Origin of the sequence: Proteiniclasticum sp. (assembly GCF_032054185.1) — a bacterium.
In the GTDB taxonomy this organism is placed as follows: domain Bacteria; phylum Bacillota; class Clostridia; order Clostridiales; family Clostridiaceae; genus Proteiniclasticum.
Window position 1 is genome coordinate 1 of record NZ_DAMBTF010000022.1, and the last position, 20042, is coordinate 20042.

Below are 20042 nucleotides of genomic sequence, written 5' to 3' on the forward strand. Positions count from 1 at the left end.
GGACAACAGAAAGGAGCCGTTATAAAACCAGGTTACCTAGTTTTGCAACGACTCCAATTATTGCTGCTGAAACGTTTCAAGTGTCTCAAGATCAGATCTGTTTCATCTGTCACCTGTTTCTGAAATCAAACTTACTGTTCGGTACAGTTAGACCTATTCCATTGATGACAACCTTATTATCGTCAATCCATTTAATTGATGCTGAATCCTCCCTGTAATTCCAGTAGATATTCTTAGACCTTTTAGAGCTGTTATTGAAAATCAGCTCTCCTCTCACAGAATCAGAGACGGTCGCTCCGCCCTCAACATGATAAGCTTTCAAAGTATAGGTTCCATCCGGAGATTCCAGTTCATTAATCAGAACACCTTCAGGTAATCTGCTCATATCAAAAAACGCCCAGTATACACCAAAAGCAATCAGCATGACCGTTACTAGAAAAGTTGTAACAGCAGTTATGATTATGTTCTTTTTCATCCTCACTATCTCCTCTTAATTATAATCAATTGTTATAGTAACTATACCGTATTTCCTCCAACCCCGAACTCTTCTGGATCTGATCTATTCAAGTATAAAAAACGAGGTGGGGAGCTACTGATTAATCAAAATCATGATATTAAACTAATTTTTGTCTGCACCTTCGCTATTGTTTATTAAAGAATATATTCTATTTATCTTTCATAGTTATTATATTATTATTTGAGTATGCTTTACCAGTTAAAACTCTTTTTCCCTAAAAAATTATATCCGTTTAATTCAGACAGCTAGTCTAAAAATATGATTTCACACTTTTTGAAATAAAAGTGTTGACTGTAAAGGTCCTTGATAGTCTACAATGAAGGTAGCAACGAAGAAAGGAAGTACATCATGAAGATCAAAGAGATGGAATCCCGCTCGGGAATTGACCGGGCAACAATACGATATTATGAGAAAGAAGGTTTATTTGAACCTCTGCGTACGGATAATGGATATAGAGAATACTCAGAGAAAGATCTGGAACTTCTTATGAAAATCAAACTGCTTAGAAGTCTTCATGTCACGCTGGATGATATTAAATCACTCATTAAGGGTAAAACAAGTTTAAGGGATACTGTATCCAGTCAGACGAAATTTCTGGACAGCGAAGAAGAAAACATCACCTATGCAAAAGAGATGTGCCGAACAATCTATAAAAATGAAATGAATTTTGAACAGCTCGATGCAGAAAAATACCTTTCCGAAATCAACAGGTCAGCTGAAGAATCCGGCAGCAAGTACTTCCAGGTTAAGGAAGAACTTCCTATGGTCTACGATCCCTGGAGAAGATTTCTTGCAAGAGGTTTCGACTTGGCACTTTATCTTACTCTCTGGCATGCCGTTCTGGTAAAGATATTTCATGTCAATGTTGGAGAACGTATAGGACTGATCGGCTATCTTGATCTCATCGTCATCATCATCATGATGATTCTTATTGAACCTGTTCTACTCCACTTCTTCAGAACGACTCCAGGAAAAGCCATTTTCGGTCTTCGTATAGAGAATGCCGATGAAAATAGACTAACCTATATCGAGGCGTTCAACAGAACATGGGGAGTTGCTCTGAAAGGTCTTGGACTTGCTATTCCGCTTGTCAGTTTCATCACCTATTGGACGAGCTATGACCGGATGAAGAATGGTGAGATACAGCCCTGGGATGAAGGGATATCCTACAGGATCAAAGACAGAAAGATCTACCGCTTCGTCGTCTTCGGTCTTGCAAATGTCCTTCTAATTCTTGTGTTCAGCTTTGTCGAGTTTTCCTATTATGTTCCCCCTCACAAGGGAGATCTTACAGTAGAAGAGTTTTCCGAGAACTTCAACCATTATGCAAAAATCTACGATATGGACTTCGGCAATCTTTATCTGGACAAGAATGGTTCCTGGCAGGAGATCGTCAAGTATGATCACAGAACAAGCCTTCTTCCTGATTATCTGCTTCCGCCTGTCGTCCGCTTCAGACAGAAAGATGGCCTTGTCACGGGTATTTCATTCGTGGTGGAAGTTGAAGAAACTGATCTCTGGATAGAATCCAACAGGAATTTCATGATGCTCTCTAGCCTCGCGCTGAAAGGAAAGAATCAGTCTATCCTGCAGACGGATAGTGATCAGGCAATTATCGATGAAATATGGCGAAAGCCTTTTGAATCCTTTGCAATTGAAGCAGGCGGTCTACTGATAACAAACAGGATTGAGAATTCTGGTTACTACGATGGGCATGACTACATGCGTATGGACAGAGGCTATGATGACTATTATTTCAGACAGGAATTTTCAGTAACTATCACAGAATGACTTTGCTATATATTTATTTGTTAAAATATGTAAACCTTATTATAATGATAATATCGATAATATTTGAATACATAATAATCAGTGGAGGTAAATAAGCAACATGAATGATCTGACTTCACTACTTAGCAATCCTGATCTTGCCTCATATCTTGAATATCGAGATACGCTATCCAGTGGTGAACTCCGCTTCTCCTATATTGTAGTGTTTCTTTGGATGATTGTATTTGCTGTGTCGCTATGGTGGTTTATTCGAATTAAAAGAAGAGACATTGATCTGATTAATGCCTATATTGAAAAGCTGTTTCCAGATGAATCAGATTATGGGTTAATGCTGAAAGGTATAGAGAGATACGGTTTGACTCAGATGATATTTCCATTAATCATTGTCCTTGGTACACTTCTCTTTCCCACTAAAGAAATCCACTGGTTCAGTACAGCTCTATATCTCACCAGTATAAAAGCTGCTCGAGAGTGGTATAGAAAATCTGAATACAATACTTTTATCGGCTAGTTCACTTCAGATAAATATTGGAGCATTCCTGTAATGAAAATATCTGGACTTTGAAAAAAGAGACCCTTAGCAATACAATGAAAGTGTGCTGATCCAAGGCAAGAAAGGCACAAATTCAAAGTATGAAAGGAGTCTCCAAATGGATAGTACACAAAATGACAAGCTATTGCAAATTAATCCGGAAACGCTGGTGGTCGGAATTGATGCGGGAAAGAACAAACACTTTGTTCCCCATGCGCGGATCCTCTCAGTTATCAGAATATGCCCTGATCCTTGGAGTATGCTCTCACCAGGTTAATATGGAAAACTAAGATATATCAAGATAATAAGAGATAATTGGTTTAAATTAAGGGAGGTCCGAATATGAAAAAGATGACACTCATGTTTATAGCAGTATTTCTTTCAATAGCTTTTACAGGATGCAAAAACGAATCCTATGTCAGTGATCTGGAGATCAATAATGTACCTGGTGTCTCCATCAGTGAAGTAACACCTCTTGAAGACAAACTGAATTTCAATCTGGTCAATGAGTCTGATCAAAGAATATATTTCGGCGCAGACATCCGGCTTGAAAGAAAACGATTCGGTAAGTGGTATAAGGTAGATAAAGCAAATCTTGCTGAGTTTCCAGCACCACTTTATGATTTATCTCCTGAAAGTAAAGAGGAAAACAGCTGGCCTCTTGAGCACTGGAAAAACATGAAAAATGGTGATTATAGATTGATCAAAGAAATATATATTACAGAATATAATGAGCTCTTCAATCGGGAAGAACCCGGTGATGAACTTTACTATATCGTCAGAGAATTTGAGTTGTAGCAATAAGTGAGCTCTCACCATTAATATTTGCGAATTACATATATAGGAGGAAAAGAATGAAAGCACTTCTTTATGCCATCATTGGGATTGGAAGCACCATCTGGATGAACGACACACAAGAACAGAAAAATAAAAAAGGAAGGCTGATTAAATTACTGTTGAGCTCTATTCTCATATTCATATCCATGTTTTTATTCATCAATGAAGTATCGGAAATTGATTTCACAAAATACATGAATCTTCAATAAGCAGGAGGGAAAAATGATTATCGCATATATCATAATAGGAATACTTCTGACCTTACTTATACTAATCGGACTCTACAGACTATATGAGCTCCTGATTGCAAGAAAAGAAATCTATGACATCAAAGATGTTTATATAACTAAACTTCTCGAAAAAGAGATTTCTGAGAAAACAATTATAAGTCACCTGAAATTAAGATACAGCATTCAGATTCTATTTGGATCACTCCTTTCAGCAGGACTATTGCTTCTGAAAGATGGTTTTCTTCCCTTTGTATTACCTGCATGTGTCATCATTATGGTTGTGGTGAAAATCACTGAATTAGCAATATCCTAAGAAGATTATCTTTATGTAATTCATTATAATCTTGAAAAAAGGGTTGACTGTAAAGTCCCTTGATAGACTACAATTGAGCTAACATACGGAAAGGAATGAGTACATGAAGATTAAAGAGATGGAATCCTGCTCAGGTATCGACAGGGCTACCATAAGATACTACGAAAAGGAAGGTCTTCTTGATCCTTCCCGTACAGATAATGGATATAGGGAATATTCAGAAACAGATCTGGATCAGCTTATGAAGATAAAGCTTCTTCGTAGTCTCCATATCTCCCTTGTGGATATACGATCACTGATTCATGGGAAAACCAATCTCAGAGACATCATATCAGCCCAGATTAAAGAACTGGATAAAGAGGAAGATGATATTGGTCTTGCACGAAACATCTGCTCTTCCATCTATAAGAATGAGATCAACTATACGAGGCTCAATTTCATGAAGTATCTCCATGAAATCGACCATTCACTGAATGAAGACGGCAGCAGATATTTTAAGTTTACCGAAGAACTTCCCATGTTTTATGATCCCTTCCGGAGATTCTTCGCAAGGTCCTTCGATTTCACGCTCTACCTATTTATCTGGATAATCTCTCAGATCTTTGTTATGAATATCAGCATATTATCACGAACAGGATGGCAGTATACTACTGACTTGATCGCTGCCATGCTCATCATGATTCTTATTGAACCTGTCCTTCTTCATCGAACAAAAACTACAGCCGGAAAGTCTATTCTTGGCCTTAGCATTGAAAATAAAGATGGAGAACATTTGAGTTACAAGGAAGCATTTGACCGGACCCTCGAAGTTGCTATTAAGGGATGGGTTTGGCACTCCCTGTAATCAGCATAATTACCCATGATATTTCATATGACCGTCTCAAAAATCGCGAGATTCTCTCCTGGGACGAAAATATATCCTACCGCATGAAAGACAGAAAACTATATCGGTTTCTCCCTCTGGCTGCAGGATATATCATAGTCTTCGCTCTATTTGCCTCTTCTCTCTATTCAACCATCACTCCGCCTCACACTGGAGAGCTCACAGTTAAAGAATTCACCAATAATTTTATGCACTATGCTGACTTCTATGATGTTGATCTCGGTAACCATAAACTGCTGGAATCAGGAATATGGGGAACTAATAGCTATGATATCCTGAATGATCATCTTCCTGCCCATTTCCTCCCACCACTTTTTCGTTTCAAATTAAAAGATGGTATCGTTCAGGGGGTTTCCTTTGTAGTTGAGGTAGAAGATACAGATATTCGGATAGTCTCCCATCAAGACTATATGATGCTTACAAGTCTCTCATTGGCTGATTTTGGCGGATTCAGCATTAAATCACCCGAGAGAATTGATAGATTCATGATGGATATCTATCAGAAGTCCACAAAGGACTTTACTTATTCTAATTTCGGTATTGCTCTTGAGAATAAGGTGGAAACTGAAAACCTTCTAAACTACACAGATTACCTGTTCAGAGATGATAAAAATAAAGAAATCCGCTACAGGGAGGAATTCTCAGTTCTAAATACTTCAGAACTGCCGTCTGAAGAAAACTGACACCATTTTGTAAGAGTGTAAGAACCTCATCAATCCGCTGTTAAAATTAAATCAGTATTATATCTACGAAAATGCAATCACACAATATGCTTAATCAGGAGGTTCCATGAAGAAATATTTAGCTGTTATCCTAACCATTCTCGCTCTTCAGTTATTTGCCGGATGCGAGAAAGAACCAGAGACACTTGAGAGAATTGTAGAACACATCAATATACTTGAAGAAGAACTGCCTAAAGAAAACAAAGAATATCTGGCCGATAACCTGGTTGATATTAAAAGCGGATTAATTCCTACAAGTCCATCGGGAGAACTCCCTACTAGTCCAGCAGGTTTAGCACACTGGTACGGCCGTGACGGTAAACTTGATGAATCACATGAATTTACTTCTGATCAGTATCTTTTTATCTCAAGAGAACTGATCATGAAGCATACAGATGGAAAACTGTATGGTCAGTATTATGTAGACGAAAATTTTGATGTGTATTATTTCGGTGGAAGAGAAAACAGCAAGTAAGAGTTTCATCATAGAGTAGAACACTGATTTCAACGGGTGACCCTTTCGGGTCGCTCGTTTACTTTCAGCATCCCCTCATCAAACCGTACGTGAAGTTTTCCTTCATACGGCTTTCCTATACTCTTCGTCATGTGCATTACGGTTACTCTCTAAGCGAGTTTCAGAAGCCTACCTTCAAGCAGTCCTTTGACTGTTTCCCAGTTGCTTCTTTTATTTCCATTGTTACGACGCTTGTTATAGTGAAGGAGCATCAGCCCTCTGATGTACCAGTCGATTCTTGCCAGCCATCTGGCAGAGAGCACAGAGATATCGTAATAGTTCTTCAGACCCCTGATCTTCCGGTTCAGTCCCGGAATGAAATCCAGCGTATCCCAATGGAGCCTGTTCCGAGGAGAGATATACTCCCTGAACATGCTTCTCATTTTCTTCATGGCTCCCTTCTTGGGGATATGTTCCATGAAGTAGAATATTTTTCCGCCTTTCTTCACCCTCGGGAACTTGCGGTTATGGAATCCTAGAAAGTCGAATCCGTTCTTGTCATCCCAGATGTTCACCACTCTGCTCTTTTCCTCATTCATCTCGATTTCCAGCTTATGGAATATCCCTTTGAGTATACTCCAGGTTTCCATGGCGTCCCGCTTTGACCTGTCATCACGACCAGGTCATCAGCGTAGCGCACCAGTGTTCCAAGATGCTGAAATCTCTTTTCCCAGAGGTGATCCAGTACATTCAGATAGATGTTCGCCAGAAGCGGAGAAATTACCCCGCCTTGTGGTGAACCGAGTTCAGACCGTTCCAGACTTCCGTCCTCCATGACCCCTGCCTTCAGCCAGTTTCTGATGAGCCTAAGAATCCGTTTGTCGGATATCTTCTGCTCCACCAGCAGCATCAGCTTCTTGTGGTTGATGTTGTCGAAGTAGCCCTTGATGTCCACATCCACAACCCAGTAGTTTTTCTGACTGGCTTTTCGGATAGCCTTCATGGCCTGATGGGCATTTCGTTTCGGTCTGAATCCGTAGGACGAGTCCTTGAAAGTGGTCTCGAAGATGGGCTCCAGAACAGACTTGACTGCCTGCTGTACTACTCTGTCTTCTATTGTCGGTATGCCCAGCGGCCTCATCTTCTGAGAATTCGCCTTGGGAATCCAGACTCTCTTGACAGGGCTTGGATGATAGGTCTCAGTTTTCAGTTTCTTGTACAGATTGTTCAGAAACTGGTTTTCTCCTATCTCGTTCACTATTTTGTCGATGGTGATTCCATCGACTCCGGCACTTCCATTGTTGCTCTTCACTTTGAGCCACGCGGTCTTCAGGATGTCTGGCCGGTGGATTTTGTCGTACAAGGCATGGAATTTCCGCTTAGGGTTCGCCTTGGCACAATGATATAGCGTTGTCGAGAAGCGTTCCGCTTTTTGTTTCAACACGGCATTAGTCATATTTCGGACATTCATGTGTTAGTTCGCTCCTTTCCAACTCTTGATATATAGCAGGGACCCTTCCCTCCATCCGGTTATGTTGTCCGGATGTTCAACAGTACTATGTTCCCCTCTGACTCCCTTCCGCCAGGTTCCCATTTCGGCATCACCTTATAGGGTTCCAGTCTACGACCGTGCGGTCGTGACGGGGAGGGTCTCCCCAGTTCCGTTTACTACTTTCCCAGCATGTCGCTTCCCGTACTCCGGGAGATTCTTTGGTGCTGACTTCCAAGTTCATGGCACCGTCCGTGGCCTTCACCCATGCGATAGAGGTTCGGCTTCTCCTTGTCCGCTTGCGCGGTGATTATTGACGAAGCTGCAGAATTCACTTGATGTTACAACCTGCTGGTTTGCTCGCCCGACTTGAGGTCGGTACTTTATCACAGGGCTTCAACCTTAGGATTTCTCCACCAGTCGCCTGATAGCTACTGAGCATCTTGGTATTTACTCAGACTGGACTTTCACCAGTTAGCAATTAACGGCTTGCTGGGCACGCATCGTTAAATAAAGGATTCCTGCGAATCCTTTTTATGCAACATTTCCAAGACTATCCGCAAAAAGAGCCTATAACAAAGAGATCGCTAAGGATCTCATTGTTATAGGCTTTTTCAGATTTTTCTTTTTAGTTCCTTTGGTATGATGTTTGGGACCATCACGCTTTCATATCAGTCTCTTAACCCTTTAACAATATTCAGTACCGCATCAAAATCTTCATCGCTTAAATCCGACAGATCAAGAACCCGTGAATGTTCATCTGCAGCTTTGGATTTTGGTGAGAGGAAAAATGTAGCTACAGTTCCGGTAAACATACCGATAAAGCCTATTCCCGTCAGCATAAGCACTGCTGCGATGATTTTACCGATACCCGTTGCAGGAGATATTTCTCCAAAGCCTACGGTGGTTGTCACAAAGGACCACCATAGGGCATCGGCAAATGAATGAACGCTCTTACCGTTCTCTGCAAAGAAAATGGCAACTGCACTTAGAATCACACTCGTAAAAGTCAGATAGATGACATAAACAAGTCCATTGGTCCTGACGAATGAACGGGAAATCGTATTGAACTTCCGAAGAAAGACAGCCAGCCTGAAAAACCTTGTCACTCTCGTGAATCTTGTAATTCTTATGATCTTGATGAGGTGACCGATTCTGAACAGCCTGAAAAATGCGCTGAAAGGAATAATCGCGATGAGATCAAAGATGTACTTTTTAACGTAATCCGTTTTATTCTTGGACAGATACAGCCGCAGAAAATAATCCGCAGCGAATATCAGAAGAATTGCCGTATCAATATTCAGCAGATAACTGTCAGCGGAAATATTGCCGGAAAGATCCATCAGTGTAATCACGACAGTAACAACGGCTAGAAGCGACATGACGATTTCATAGTACAGACTCTTGTTATATGCCATAATTTGACCTCCTGATAAGGATTATCCTCAGCTTTCAAAGTCCACAGAACAGCAGTTAACCTATGTCATTTTTATCCGGAGAGTTTCGACTCTTATATCAGTAACTGAATCCACTCTGTATGCAGAACTGTCTTTTAGATCAGTCATCAGTTTCTGATCAGCCTGTTTTCCTTGTCCAACATGATCTCCAGAATGATTCTGTCTGATTCCTTGGTTCCCTCATTACTTAAAAGGCAGAGATTGTCGATGGTCTTCTCCGGGTCGTTGTCAATGATCCCTTCGGTGCATCCGATGGCTATACCGTTCATTGCAAGCGAAGAGGACAGTGATGCTGCACTTGTACAGGTTGCCACCTTAAGTGCGCAGCCTCCCTTGGCTCCATCACAAAGCATGCCTGTGACATTGCCCAGCATGTTCTGTATGGCTCCAAGGATTTCCTTTTTCTTTCCGCCCTGAAGATAGGTGATTCCGCAGCTTGCGCCGGTGGCGGCAATGGTTGCCCCGCAAAGAGCGGAAAGCCTTCCGAACTTCGTCTTGATATAGATGGTCACAAGATGGCTAAGAGCCGTTGCTCTTAAGAGGTCCTCATATGACGTACCCAGCTTCTCCCAGTAGGCAATGACCGGAAGGGTGGCGGTGATTCCCTGATTTCCGCTTCCTGAGTTACTCATGACACTTAAGGATGAACCGGCCATCCTGGCGTCTGAACCCGCTGCTGTAAGGGCCATGGCATAATTAACCGGGTCATTGGTCTGATGTCCTTTCAGTATCCCCTCATAAATGGTCTTTCCGACACGAAGTCCATAATTATTCAGAAGCCCTTCATCTGCAATCTTCTTGTTGATGTTTATGCTCTCTTCAACTTTGGTCAGCTTTCTGACATCCACTTCCTGGATAAAATCCCAGATGCTGTCGATATTCATAAACGAAAACTCGTCAGACTTTGAGCATTGCGGGATATCATCTGAGGTAAAGACTATGGTTTCATCTGTTTCAATGAGTGTGATGTTGGTATGTCTGTCCTCTATAATCACCCTTGAAGTTGAAGTCTCTGATTTTGCCAGAACTTCAATATAGAGCTTCTTCGGATTATCCGATTTTCTGATCTGGATCTTTCCTTCTTCTATGAGCTTAAGCGCCTGACTGATGTGCTCATCTTTGAGTCCGCAGAGCACCTCCAGCTTTCTCTCCGAATCACCAAGTGAACCAAGAGCCGCAGCAAGATTCATTCCGGTCTTCCCCGTACCAGGAATACTTACGCCCATGGCGTTCTTGATGATATTTGCGCTGGCATAGACTTCAAGCGACTTCAGTTCTCCCTTAAGATGTTTGCTTGCAACAGCCGATGCAAGAGCGATCGCTATCGGCTCCGTACAGCCAAGTGCCACCACCAGTTCCTGATCCAGTATGTCAAGGAACGCTTTTTCTAACATATAACTTCCCCCCATTAATGACTATTCCCCAAAATATTCGTAAGAAGGGATTATCCTGCCCTTCTCTTCTTCACTTTCATTATATCAAGAGGCAGTGTCTGCATCTACCGTAAACGGACTATTTTGGTTAACAAAATACCGCCAAAAGAGAATACTTTTCCCTTTGGCGGTCATATGGATTCAAAATAATACAGGTGTATCCCTGTGGGCTCCATCAGACAAGAAGAAGTGCATCCAGATCAAGTACCTTCACCCTGTTCTTAGGCAGCTGAAGAATGATTCCTGCCTCTTCCAGCTCCAGCAGCTTTCTGCTAATGGTCTCAGGTGTCGTCCCAAGATGGGAAGCCAGGTCTTTTCTCAGCATCGGCATTGTCACCTCGGCTCCCTCGCCATAACGGTCAAGGGTCTCAGCGATATACATGGCAAGCCTTGTTTCCACTTTTTCGTTCGCTATGCTCGTCGCCTGCTTTTCCGATGCACCGAGCCTCCTTGAAAATTCCGATAGAATCTTCATGGAGATGGTAGGATACTTCACGAGAAGCTCCTTGAGATCCTCTCTTCTTACTACGCAGATGTTCGTCTCTTCCATGGCTTCTGCATAGGAGTCATGGATGTCTTCACTGAAGAGCGCAAGCTCTCCGGTAAAGTCTCCTGGTGTCAGCACTCTCTGGATCTGCTCTTTGCCCGATTCGGAGATCCTGTAGATCTTCACTCTGCCCTTACTGATGATATAGAGAGAATCCGAAGGCTCATTCGCGCGATAGATGGTCTCTCCTTTTCTGAAGTGGGTAGCATGGGTATGGGAGGAGATCTCCTCCATCTGTTCGTCAGTGAGGTGATTGAATATGGGTACAAGGGATATGCAGCTGTCATGACTCAGTCCGCCATGCCCGGCGCAGCCTGGCCCTTTCCTTTCTTCATTCATAATGATCTCCTCCTTAAGTTCTAGTATTTTCTTCTCTTACTATTCTACGCCTATTCCTTCATGGAAAGTACTGCATAACCAAGATTCATGATTTTTCTGTTCAGATCCTTGGCACTGACTTCCTCTTCATTATACGATACTTTTACCTTGCTTGAATTAAACAGCACTGTAGCAGTGTCCACTCCCTCTGTTTTATGGAGAACGGTTTCGATTTTCTTCACGCAGGTGGGACAGGTTAAGGGTTCCAGCTGCATAACTACTTTTTTCATTTTAAATTCCTCCTAATGGTTTTATCTTATCTTCATTGTATCTGTACTTTCTCTTCTACGCCTTGACGTCCGTCAAGTTTCTCATTTTTACCTTCGTTCTTTCTTCATTTTTCTTCTTTCCGAATTTTACCAGCCTCATGGCGTTTACGATGACCAGGATGACGCTGGCTTCATGGATGAACATCCCTTCGGCAAGATGGATGGATCCGTTCAGTACGCCATAGAGAAGGAGCACCACAACGCCTACGGCAAACCAGATGTTCTGCTTCATGTTTTTAATGGTTGTCTTGGCCAAGGTATAGGCATGGGTGAGTTTTGAGAAGTTGTCTCCCAGTAGCACAAGATCTGCTGTTTCAAGGGCCACATCCGTTCCTCCGTCTCCCATGGCAAGTCCGATATCCGCTGTAGCGATTGCCGGTGCATCGTTGATGCCGTCTCCAGCCATAAGTACGATCCTTCCTTCCTTTTTCAGCCTTTCGATATGTTCCACTTTATTCTTCGGCAGAAGCTCCGCATAATATTCATCCAGCTCCAGTTCATCACTGACAAGCTTTGCCGTATGTCTGTTGTCTCCTGTGAGCATGATGATCTTCTTGATCCCAGCCGCTCTTAATTCCTTCAGTGATGAATACGCATCTTCTCTGATCTGATCCTTGATCATGAAGAGTCCCATCAAGGTACTATCCACAGCGCTGAATACCACTGTGTTTCCTTCCTTCTCGCCTATGGTCGCAAGTTCCTCTTCTCTTTCTGAAATCCTGATTCCATTCTGCTCCATGAGGCTTCTATTTCCTGCAAGAACTGTCCTTCCAGCAACTTCAGCAAGGATTCCCTGACCTTTAATGACACTGACATTGTGCGCTTCTTCAAAGTCCGTATTGTTTCTTTTTACCGCTTCCTTCACGATAGTCTGTCCCAGATGATGTTCGGAAACATTTTCAGCAGACGCTGTGTAGCGTAGAAGCTCTTCTTCCTCCATACCACCAAAAGTGACGATTTTTGTGACCTCAGGTCTTCCTTTTGTCAGGGTTCCGGTCTTGTCAAATACGATGGTATCGACTTTAGAGAGCCTGTCCATGACTTCTCCGCCCTTGACGAGGACGCCGTTTTTGGCTCCGTTTCCGATACCGGCCACATTAGACACCGGAGCCCCTATAACAAGCGCACCGGGACATGCCACAACGAGGAACGTGATGGAGATATGGAGATCTCGTGTGATGAGATAGACGAGTAGCGACAGAATAACCACTGCCGGGGTATAGATCTGAGCAAAACTGTCAAGGAACCTTGCTGCCTTAGATTTGGCTTCTTGAGCTTCTTCAACAAGTTCTATGATCTTGGCAAAGGTTGTGTCTTCTCCCACCTTCTCTGCCGTCATTTCCACATAGCCATGGTCCACAAGGCTACCCGAGAATAGTCTGTCTCCTATAGTTTTTGTCACAGGTACAGATTCTCCGGTGATGGCCGCTTCATTGATCAGTGCCTCACCTTTTGTGATGGTACCATCCACTGCAACCTTGCCGCCTGATCGGATGGATACAGTCTCTCCTTCTTCAATATCCTCAACGGCAACGATGATCTTTTCTCCGCCTCTTATGACTTCAGCTTCCTGAGGGGCAAGATCCAGAAGACTCTTAAGAGAAGATCTCGTCTTCTCAAGGGTTCTCGCTTCAAGGTACGCACCGAAGAGGAAGAGGAATGTCACGACGGACGATTCCACATATTCATGAATGTACAGCGCACCGACCACCGCGATGATGACCAGAAGCTCTATGCTGAACGCCTTCATCCGAAGACTCTGGTAGGCTTTCATCCCTATGGGAATACTTGCGATGAGCGTTGCTGTAATCAGTGAATAATCCTTTAGCCCTGTTTCACCCATATTCCCGAAGATGTATCCGAGTACGATCAGCACAAAGGATACTGCTGTAATCTGATTCTTGTATTTATTTATAATCTGCATTTTCTCCACTCCCTCATTCTTTATCTTGTCTCTATCATAGGACAGTTTGAAGTATGGTACCTTGATGCGCATCAAGTTCGTTGAGGTAAGTCTCGAAAAAAGAAAACAGCAATCTGAATAAAGATACCCCTTATGCCGATTACTTCATCACGAAAAAAGCTGTTGTATATCCCTTACAGGTACGGTAGACTAATATATATATATTACTGTCAGTAACAAGAAAACCTAAATCCTATCCAAAAGAAATCATCATTAAGATTGAACTGATTCACGAGGAGGCTTTTAATGAAAAAAATCGTATTTGTCCTCTTACTGTCATTCATTGCACTGATATTGCCCGGCTGCAAAGGTCAGATATCAGAAGACGCGTATGAAGACTTCATCAGACAACTGGAAGACATGAATTTCACCGTAACCGAAGAAGATGTAGGGAAGGATATTCTGGAAGGTGAACGTAAATGGGTCACTGTCGATGAAACAGAAAACCTGTCAGTCTACCTGTATGAAAGTAACCAGCATATGGAAAAAGACGCCTCCTTCATCGATGCAGGCGGAACGGGTTATCATAATGGAAGAAATACTGTAGAAGTCAGCTGGGTATCCTATCCTCATTTCTACAAGACTGAAAACATCATTGTCCTGTATGTAGGAGAAAACGACGACATCATTGAAGCCATTGAAAAAATCATCGGTGAACAATTCGCAGGTTATTAACCTGTCATGCACTTTCAGAAAATGGATCAGGAATAAATTTCATCAGAACCGAAAAATGAAGAAGACATGTGTCTTCTCCCGCAGACAGATGCTGAGATGAGCATCTGTTTTTTTGCTGTTAAACCCTTTAAGTTCGGAGCATCCGAGTCAGCTTATGAAAATTCTCGTTCCTTTTGGTATTGTGTCAAATATATATTTTGCATTTGCAAGTGAAACCCTGACACATCCTTTTGACAGCCTCATTCCTAATCGTCCATCAATCAGCTGACCGCTTTTATTATAGACAACAGAATGAATCAGGTAATCCTTATAGAACTGGCTGTAGTATCTGCAGATCCAGTCATCATGACCATCCACCGTGAAATAGCTTCCCTTCGCCAGAAGCGTAAAGGATCCTTTTATTGTCGGGGTTGATTCTTTCCCGACAGTGGAGAGCATATCTTTCACCATTCTCCAGCTGCCCGCCTTGCCTGTGAAGACATAGGTGTGGATGGTTTTCGTGTTGATCCAGATGAGGTATCCGGTGGCGCTTGTAAGCCCCTTACCGTTCACAAAGGCTTCCGCTGCGGCTTTCGTATCACTTACAGAGACATAGCTTCCGCTGACAAATCCTGTCTTCCCTGAGTAAATAACCTTGAACCACCCGCCAGCACTTCCAAGGACAGAAAGGGCTGTTTCCTGAGGAATGACAGAGATGATAGAATAACCTGTACCCGGTCCGGATCTGAGATTAAGGCTTGAAATTGTAGTATAGACATATGCTCCTGCCGGCGAAACCGTGCCTGAAGCCTTCAAATAAGCTGAACTTGCGTATCCGCTCTTACCGTTGTAGACAACCTTAGACCACCCGTCTGCAGTGCTGATCACTCTGACCTCTGATCCTTTCGGAATCACCAGTAGGATGGCATAACCAGTTCCGGGACCTGTTCTCATATTAAGATTTGCAGTCGTAAACCTTACTTCGGTTGTCACAGCCTGATCCTTGAGATAATCCGTATGGCAGTATCCGTTCTTTCCGCTGTAGGTGACTTTTACCCAGACTCCAGAGTACCCTGTTACACTGACACTTGCGCCTTTAGGAATGACAAGGATGATAGAGTAGCCTGTTCCAGGACCTGTTCTCATGTTCAGGCTCGCAGTCGTCACTTTTATTTCACTTGCAGCAACAGTAACGGATTCAGCATCCAGTTTCACTCTACTCATATCATAATGGGGGCTAACGAGAAAAATGTTTGCGACAAAGACAATCAGCGAAATAGAAGTAATAAGCAGCAACTTGAGTACACTGTTCTTGCTCATACTATTACCTCCCGGATAATATTATCCTGGTCGCAGGACATCAGATACGAAATCTGATCACTCTTTACCTGATAACTGATTCTAGCATGAGGGGTGCTTTCATAAATTTCAAATTGTTATCACAAAGGTTAACATTTGGGGTCTTTTAAAGGATCTGTCATCTTGAGGTGAAGCTTCTTTTGGGATAACAGAAAAGCAGCCTCACTTTAATAAGATCAGCCGCCTGATTGAAGTATACATAAATGACTTCTCCTCTACAGCTCCAGGCTGTAGAGATAGGTTTCCATCACCGTATCTGTACCCATTTTTTCAAACTCCGCTTCACCGACGATCTTGAATCCGAAGTTTCTCATGATCGCATTTGAAGCACCATTCTTCTTGTTGACTGATGCTTTGGCTATCTTTGCGCCTTTGGATTTTGCATAGCCGATCAGCCCCTGCACCATTTCCGTGCCATAACCTCGCGTCCAGAACTCCATATGTACACAGTAGCCCAGATCGTAGGTTAAACCGTCTTTACTGGGAACAAAGCTGCATGTTCCGATTCTTTTCCCCGTATCTGACGATTCGGAAATCAGGTAGCAGCACATCTCATCTTCTTCCAGTGTTTCATACACTCTTCGGTAGTCTTCATCCATGTTTTCTATTGATGGATCCGGCATGTATTTCCCCATCTCCAGATCATTCCAGATGCTGATGACAAATTAAGCATCCGATTTCTTATAGTTCCTTAGATATAAGCGCTCTATTGAGATCCTCTCGATTTTCATTTTTTCATCTGCTCCTTAGATCACATTTTGATTGTATGCCTATACCACGCCCGACTCCAGAAGGGAAAACTTCATCTCATCGCAGTCAATCTCTGCTCTGGCACCATAGGGCAGCACCATCATCGGTGAGGTATGTCCGAAATTCATATTGTAAATAAGCGGAAGATCCCGAAGCTTCAGCTCATCTCGGATCACTTTTCTGATGACATCCTTGTACTCTTCATAATACCTGTTGTCATAGGGTTTGCCGAAGATCACACCCCTCACCTTCTCAAAAATGCCCTGAGCACCATAATTTCTGAGCCAGTGTTCTACCTGAGACGGGTGAGGAGTTTCCTCCGACGTCTCAAGAAACAGGATCGTATCCTCCCACATCTTTTCTTCCGGCCAGATTTTAGTCCCTTTAATCACTTCAAGTACATCAATGCATCCGCCGATGAGCTTGCCTTCGACTTTGCCCGAACCCTGGAGCATTTCCAGACCTTCAGACTCAATGGTCTTTCTGATAGTCGTCCGATTTGTTTCCTCCCATGCTAAATGCTCACTTGTCCAGCATTCGGCAGGAGGAACTTCCCCGATCCTTTCCGAACTGAACAGCACCTCATGAATCCATTGCTTTGTGTAGTCGAACATCTCCACATTTTCTGCAAACTCAGACAGAACGGCGGCTCCGTAGAAACTTGAAAGACCTGCTTTCAGACACATCATATGGGCAACCGTCGTATCGGAATATCCGATGAAGACTTTGGGATTATCCCTTATGACATCAAAATCAATGTACGGAAGCAGCCTGATGCTCTCATCCCCGCCTATACAGGAGAATATGCCTTTGATGGTTTCATCCCGGAATGCGTTCATGAAGTCCTCCGCTCTTTTCTCCGGATGCTGATAGAGGTATTCAGTGCCCTTCAGCGTGTTTTCCATCTCGACGACGATAAGGCCGAACTCCTCCTCCAGTCTTTTCTTTCCCTGATGGTATCTCCAGAGAATTTCCTTGTCTCCTGCTCCGCCCCAGGATAAACTGACCGTTGCGACTTTATCTCCTCTTTTAAGTGCCGATGGCTTAGTTAATTGAAGCATCCTCATGACTCCTTTTTGAGTATATGTTAACCATAGGATACCATCATATATGAAAAATAAAAAGGTGTCAGATATCCTTCTTATTGAATGATCTGTGCATGCCAGCTGCCGATTTCACCATGCTTGACATTCAACATGAATCAGGCAGAACCAGGCAATGAAAAAAAGGGGTGCTTAGTCCCTTAAGAGTGACGATCATTCTATACACCCTTGACAGATGCTGCCCTGACCTTACCTATAGATATAATGGTCTTCCTGGGCACATCATAACTCATGATACTTTCCTTCTTTGTCTGTGACAAAAGAATTATGATTTCCATACTGCACGATTTTTCCTTGATGAAATACAGCGATGTTATGACAGAACTTGCAGGAAGACAGCTTGTGTGATAAATACTGCCGTTTTGTCTTTAACAAGTGAATCAAATTTTGAGTACACTTCATATTCGGCTATGGAATCAAGGGCTGCCGTCGGTTCATCCAGGACAACAATTAGTGCGTCTTTATATAATGTTCTAGCTATGGCAAGCTTCTGCTCTTCTCCGCCAGAGAAGTCCCTGCCATTTTCATCGAAATTCTTACCTAATGTCACCTGATAAATCACATCCGAATCTGTCACCAGATTTCCAAGGCCAGAGTTAACAGGCAGTCATCCAGTTTCTCAAGGTCAACCTCCTCACTCACTATAATCACACATTGTTTCAATGCTATACCCTCAACTTAAAAAATATAAATGTTCTCGTATCACTCAGACACAACCTTGCATATTTATATAGATGTAGTGTCAAACAATCAGAAATATATAATTTGATCTAAATCAATACGTAAAAGTCTTGTAATATTTGATGTAGTAAATATATAATTATATTGTTGCATATGTTGTTATTTTAAATATATTTATAATGTATTAATCTGACCTAATACTATTTTAAAATTAATGCAAAGGGGTGCAATGGTTTGTCAAGAGATAATGAATTTATGAAAGGTGTACTGTTTATTGCTTTATTTACCTGCATTCTACTAGGTCTAGACTTCTATAATAGGAATTCCGAACAGGTACTTGGCTTGCTTGGAAAGGATGCACTATTCATGAGCAATGCCCTGACCCTGGATGAATTTAAAGAAACCCAAGGTTGGGGAATTGAAAATCTCCAGTTGTTAGAAGATCAATCCGGTATCAGTTATACAATTACAAATGGCGGTAAAGATATTTATACACCTGATCGTTCCTGGTATAGTTCCATAGGGGTTAGAACCTATGGGATGAAACTGAGTTTGAGAACCCAAATCGATCGTGAACCACTTAATCTCGTTCCCAATACTCCAGTAATCTATACCCTCCCGATGGGAGATGATCGGTTGGGGGTAGGCTCAAGACAGGCAGTTAAAAGGTTTAGGGTTGACGGTGAAGACTTCTACTGGGTTATGCTGTACAACGTGGACCATAAACAGAAAATATCAGACTTTGATAGCAGAATACTGATCAATAAAAGGTAAGTGCTGGTATCTGATATTATTCGAAATCTTACAAAACAGTGGTACAGCTTACTAGATTCTACAGTCTGGAGCATAGCAAGCAGAAATCTTAACTGTATTGATTGAGTTATGATATCTGGAGTAGAATAGAATTAGTGCTGATGTCATTATGGAGTATTGTTGTTTACATGTAACAAGTGACATTGGAAACTTTTCATCTAGACATTCTTAACCAAAAATAAAATATTAAGGAGAAAAAGTATGATTGATTTTCAAAATGCCTCGTTTATGAAATTGCGTCCCGTGAGTGACAACTCCTTTGCGAATCTTATTTCACCACTCCTGGTATCTGAGGAGATCATCCAAGCCTCCTATCAGGGACTTCGTGATGGTGTAGTCTTTACAAGCAAACGAATTTTCGCCATCAACGTTCAAGGGATTACAGGTAAAAAGAAAGACATCTCCTCACTTCCCTACAGCAAGATCCAGGCTTTCTCCATTGAAACTGCAGGCGTTCTCGACCTGGACAGCGAGCTTGAGATCTGGTTTTCAGGACTCGGTAAAGTGAAGTTCGAGTTTGTGAGCCGTGCGGATGTTAGTGGTATTTGCCGCATGATTTCTGAAAGAGTACTTTAAGAATATCCATTAAAGTCGTTTTTTGCGCAGTAATATCTAGTATAAAAGTTAGGTTCACCTTGCCAAATCCTAAGTCCTCATATTAAGAGAAAATATCTTATCAGTAAAACCTCTCATACCATTACTAAATGGAATGAGAGGTTTTATCTTGTTTCAGGTAATAAGTAGAATTTTGTTCAAACTTGCTGCATGAAAAGCAAGATGGTTCAGCCCCACTGTGCACCTGTGATTAGAGACATCCAGATACTTTTCTTCGGTCTGGACAAAAAGATGTAGGCATCATAGCATTAT

24 protein-coding genes are annotated in these 20042 nt (G+C 42.3%); 12 read left to right on the forward strand and 12 right to left on the reverse strand.

Annotated features, from left to right (window positions below; all coding sequences use genetic code 11):
- Positions 1-109 precede the first annotated feature (109 nt).
- Entirely contained in the window at positions 110-475 is a 366-nt protein-coding gene (locus tag RTX25_RS11360) for a DUF5412 domain-containing protein (RefSeq protein WP_312653759.1), read from the reverse strand.
- A 390-nt stretch (positions 476-865) separates the two neighbouring features.
- Between RTX25_RS11360 and RTX25_RS11365 the strand changes: the two genes are divergently transcribed.
- The 9 genes from RTX25_RS11365 to RTX25_RS11405 all read left to right on the forward strand — a co-directional run bounded on the left by RTX25_RS11365 (position 866) and on the right by RTX25_RS11405 (position 6300).
- Positions 866-2308 (forward strand): MerR family transcriptional regulator, encoded by a 1443-nt coding sequence (locus RTX25_RS11365; RefSeq protein WP_312653761.1) that lies wholly within the window; start codon positions 866-868, stop codon positions 2306-2308.
- 100 nt (positions 2309-2408) lie between these two features.
- Positions 2409-2819 (forward strand): hypothetical protein, encoded by a 411-nt coding sequence (locus RTX25_RS11370; RefSeq protein WP_312653763.1) that lies wholly within the window; start codon positions 2409-2411, stop codon positions 2817-2819.
- 139 nt (positions 2820-2958) lie between these two features.
- Complete coding sequence (locus RTX25_RS11375) at positions 2959-3117, forward strand: hypothetical protein (RefSeq protein WP_312653765.1); 159 nt, start codon at positions 2959-2961, stop codon at positions 3115-3117.
- Between the two features lie 65 nt (positions 3118-3182).
- Complete coding sequence (locus RTX25_RS11380) at positions 3183-3638, forward strand: immunoglobulin-like domain-containing protein (protein ID WP_312653767.1); 456 nt, start codon at positions 3183-3185, stop codon at positions 3636-3638.
- A 56-nt stretch (positions 3639-3694) separates the two neighbouring features.
- On the forward strand, positions 3695-3886 hold the full coding sequence (locus RTX25_RS11385) for a hypothetical protein (RefSeq protein WP_312653769.1): 192 nt from the start codon (positions 3695-3697) through the stop codon (positions 3884-3886).
- 13 nt (positions 3887-3899) lie between these two features.
- Positions 3900-4220 carry a hypothetical protein gene (locus RTX25_RS11390; RefSeq protein ID WP_312653771.1) on the forward strand — a complete coding sequence of 107 codons (321 nt, stop codon included), beginning with the start codon at positions 3900-3902 and terminating at the stop codon, positions 4218-4220.
- Between the two features lie 103 nt (positions 4221-4323).
- Positions 4324-5064 carry a MerR family transcriptional regulator gene (locus RTX25_RS11395; protein ID WP_312653772.1) on the forward strand — a complete coding sequence of 247 codons (741 nt, stop codon included), beginning with the start codon at positions 4324-4326 and terminating at the stop codon, positions 5062-5064.
- Complete coding sequence (locus tag RTX25_RS11400; RefSeq protein WP_312653774.1) at positions 5049-5786, forward strand: hypothetical protein; 738 nt, start codon at positions 5049-5051, stop codon at positions 5784-5786. Before RTX25_RS11395 ends, RTX25_RS11400 begins: the two co-directional genes overlap by 16 nt.
- Before the next feature lie 106 nt (positions 5787-5892).
- Entirely contained in the window at positions 5893-6300 is a 408-nt protein-coding gene (locus tag RTX25_RS11405; RefSeq protein WP_312653776.1) for a hypothetical protein, read from the forward strand.
- Between the two features lie 149 nt (positions 6301-6449).
- Here RTX25_RS11405 and RTX25_RS11410 read toward each other — a convergent pair whose 3' ends face one another.
- From RTX25_RS11410 to RTX25_RS11440, 7 genes are all read right to left on the reverse strand, one after another.
- On the reverse strand, positions 6450-6929 hold the full coding sequence (locus tag RTX25_RS11410) for a group II intron maturase-specific domain-containing protein (RefSeq protein WP_312653778.1): 480 nt from the start codon (positions 6927-6929) through the stop codon (positions 6450-6452).
- Positions 6875-7750, reverse strand: a complete 876-nt coding sequence (gene ltrA, locus RTX25_RS11415) for a group II intron reverse transcriptase/maturase (protein ID WP_312653780.1) — start codon at positions 7748-7750, stop codon at positions 6875-6877. Before ltrA ends, RTX25_RS11410 begins: the two co-directional genes overlap by 55 nt.
- 689 nt (positions 7751-8439) lie before the next feature.
- The gene (locus RTX25_RS11420; RefSeq protein WP_312653782.1) at positions 8440-9186 is read right to left on the reverse strand and encodes an ion transporter; all 747 of its coding nucleotides are present in this window, start codon (positions 9184-9186) and stop codon (positions 8440-8442) included.
- Positions 9187-9332: 146 nt separating this feature from the next.
- Positions 9333-10619, reverse strand: a complete 1287-nt coding sequence (locus RTX25_RS11425; RefSeq protein WP_312653784.1) for an L-serine ammonia-lyase, iron-sulfur-dependent, subunit alpha — start codon at positions 10617-10619, stop codon at positions 9333-9335.
- Positions 10620-10833: 214 nt separating this feature from the next.
- Positions 10834-11544: a Crp/Fnr family transcriptional regulator gene (locus RTX25_RS11430; protein ID WP_312653786.1), complete on the reverse strand. Its 711-nt coding sequence runs from the start codon at positions 11542-11544 to the stop codon at positions 10834-10836.
- A gap of 50 nt (positions 11545-11594) precedes the next feature.
- Positions 11595-11813 (reverse strand): heavy-metal-associated domain-containing protein, encoded by a 219-nt coding sequence (locus RTX25_RS11435; protein ID WP_312653787.1) that lies wholly within the window; start codon positions 11811-11813, stop codon positions 11595-11597.
- A gap of 55 nt (positions 11814-11868) precedes the next feature.
- The gene (locus tag RTX25_RS11440) at positions 11869-13776 is read right to left on the reverse strand and encodes a cation-translocating P-type ATPase (RefSeq protein ID WP_312653789.1); all 1908 of its coding nucleotides are present in this window, start codon (positions 13774-13776) and stop codon (positions 11869-11871) included.
- Between the two features lie 285 nt (positions 13777-14061).
- Between RTX25_RS11440 and RTX25_RS11445 the strand changes: the two genes are divergently transcribed.
- Entirely contained in the window at positions 14062-14490 is a 429-nt protein-coding gene (locus RTX25_RS11445) for a hypothetical protein (RefSeq protein ID WP_312653790.1), read from the forward strand.
- A gap of 147 nt (positions 14491-14637) precedes the next feature.
- Here RTX25_RS11445 and RTX25_RS11450 read toward each other — a convergent pair whose 3' ends face one another.
- From RTX25_RS11450 to RTX25_RS11465, 4 genes are all read right to left on the reverse strand, one after another.
- Positions 14638-15789, reverse strand: coding sequence for an SH3 domain-containing protein (locus RTX25_RS11450; protein ID WP_312653792.1), 1152 nt, complete (start codon positions 15787-15789; stop codon positions 14638-14640).
- 254 nt (positions 15790-16043) lie between these two features.
- Entirely contained in the window at positions 16044-16487 is a 444-nt protein-coding gene (locus tag RTX25_RS11455; RefSeq protein ID WP_312653848.1) for a GNAT family N-acetyltransferase, read from the reverse strand.
- 111 nt (positions 16488-16598) lie between these two features.
- Complete coding sequence (locus RTX25_RS11460) at positions 16599-17639, reverse strand: LD-carboxypeptidase (protein ID WP_312653794.1); 1041 nt, start codon at positions 17637-17639, stop codon at positions 16599-16601.
- Positions 17640-17994: 355 nt separating this feature from the next.
- On the reverse strand, positions 17995-18258 hold the full coding sequence (locus RTX25_RS11465) for an ATP-binding cassette domain-containing protein (RefSeq protein WP_312653796.1): 264 nt from the start codon (positions 18256-18258) through the stop codon (positions 17995-17997).
- A gap of 338 nt (positions 18259-18596) precedes the next feature.
- On the opposite strand from RTX25_RS11465, the gene RTX25_RS11470 reads away from it, so the two are divergent.
- The gene (locus tag RTX25_RS11470) at positions 18597-19136 is read left to right on the forward strand and encodes a hypothetical protein (protein ID WP_312653798.1); all 540 of its coding nucleotides are present in this window, start codon (positions 18597-18599) and stop codon (positions 19134-19136) included.
- Positions 19137-19376: 240 nt separating this feature from the next.
- On the forward strand, positions 19377-19751 hold the full coding sequence (locus tag RTX25_RS11475) for a PH domain-containing protein (protein WP_312653800.1): 375 nt from the start codon (positions 19377-19379) through the stop codon (positions 19749-19751).
- The last annotated feature ends 291 nt before the right edge of the window (positions 19752-20042 follow it).

Coding starts and splice junctions, on each gene's coding strand:
- RTX25_RS11360 (WP_312653759.1), bottom strand. CDS start 475: ATGAAAAAGAACATAATCATAACTGCTGTTACAACTTTTCTAGTAACG.
- RTX25_RS11365 (WP_312653761.1), top strand. CDS start 866: ATGAAGATCAAAGAGATGGAATCCCGCTCGGGAATTGACCGGGCAACA.
- RTX25_RS11370 (WP_312653763.1), top strand. CDS start 2,409: ATGAATGATCTGACTTCACTACTTAGCAATCCTGATCTTGCCTCATAT.
- RTX25_RS11375 (WP_312653765.1), top strand. CDS start 2,959: ATGGATAGTACACAAAATGACAAGCTATTGCAAATTAATCCGGAAACG.
- RTX25_RS11380 (WP_312653767.1), top strand. CDS start 3,183: ATGAAAAAGATGACACTCATGTTTATAGCAGTATTTCTTTCAATAGCT.
- RTX25_RS11385 (WP_312653769.1), top strand. CDS start 3,695: ATGAAAGCACTTCTTTATGCCATCATTGGGATTGGAAGCACCATCTGG.
- RTX25_RS11390 (WP_312653771.1), top strand. CDS start 3,900: ATGATTATCGCATATATCATAATAGGAATACTTCTGACCTTACTTATA.
- RTX25_RS11395 (WP_312653772.1), top strand. CDS start 4,324: ATGAAGATTAAAGAGATGGAATCCTGCTCAGGTATCGACAGGGCTACC.
- RTX25_RS11405 (WP_312653776.1), top strand. CDS start 5,893: ATGAAGAAATATTTAGCTGTTATCCTAACCATTCTCGCTCTTCAGTTA.
- RTX25_RS11410 (WP_312653778.1), bottom strand. CDS start 6,929: ATGGAAACCTGGAGTATACTCAAAGGGATATTCCATAAGCTGGAAATC.
- ltrA (WP_312653780.1), bottom strand. CDS start 7,750: ATGAATGTCCGAAATATGACTAATGCCGTGTTGAAACAAAAAGCGGAA.
- RTX25_RS11420 (WP_312653782.1), bottom strand. CDS start 9,186: ATGGCATATAACAAGAGTCTGTACTATGAAATCGTCATGTCGCTTCTA.
- RTX25_RS11425 (WP_312653784.1), bottom strand. CDS start 10,619: ATGTTAGAAAAAGCGTTCCTTGACATACTGGATCAGGAACTGGTGGTG.
- RTX25_RS11430 (WP_312653786.1), bottom strand. CDS start 11,544: ATGAATGAAGAAAGGAAAGGGCCAGGCTGCGCCGGGCATGGCGGACTG.
- RTX25_RS11435 (WP_312653787.1), bottom strand. CDS start 11,813: ATGAAAAAAGTAGTTATGCAGCTGGAACCCTTAACCTGTCCCACCTGC.
- RTX25_RS11440 (WP_312653789.1), bottom strand. CDS start 13,776: ATGCAGATTATAAATAAATACAAGAATCAGATTACAGCAGTATCCTTT.
- RTX25_RS11445 (WP_312653790.1), top strand. CDS start 14,062: ATGAAAAAAATCGTATTTGTCCTCTTACTGTCATTCATTGCACTGATA.
- RTX25_RS11450 (WP_312653792.1), bottom strand. CDS start 15,789: ATGAGCAAGAACAGTGTACTCAAGTTGCTGCTTATTACTTCTATTTCG.
- RTX25_RS11460 (WP_312653794.1), bottom strand. CDS start 17,639: ATGCTTCAATTAACTAAGCCATCGGCACTTAAAAGAGGAGATAAAGTC.
- RTX25_RS11475 (WP_312653800.1), top strand. CDS start 19,377: ATGATTGATTTTCAAAATGCCTCGTTTATGAAATTGCGTCCCGTGAGT.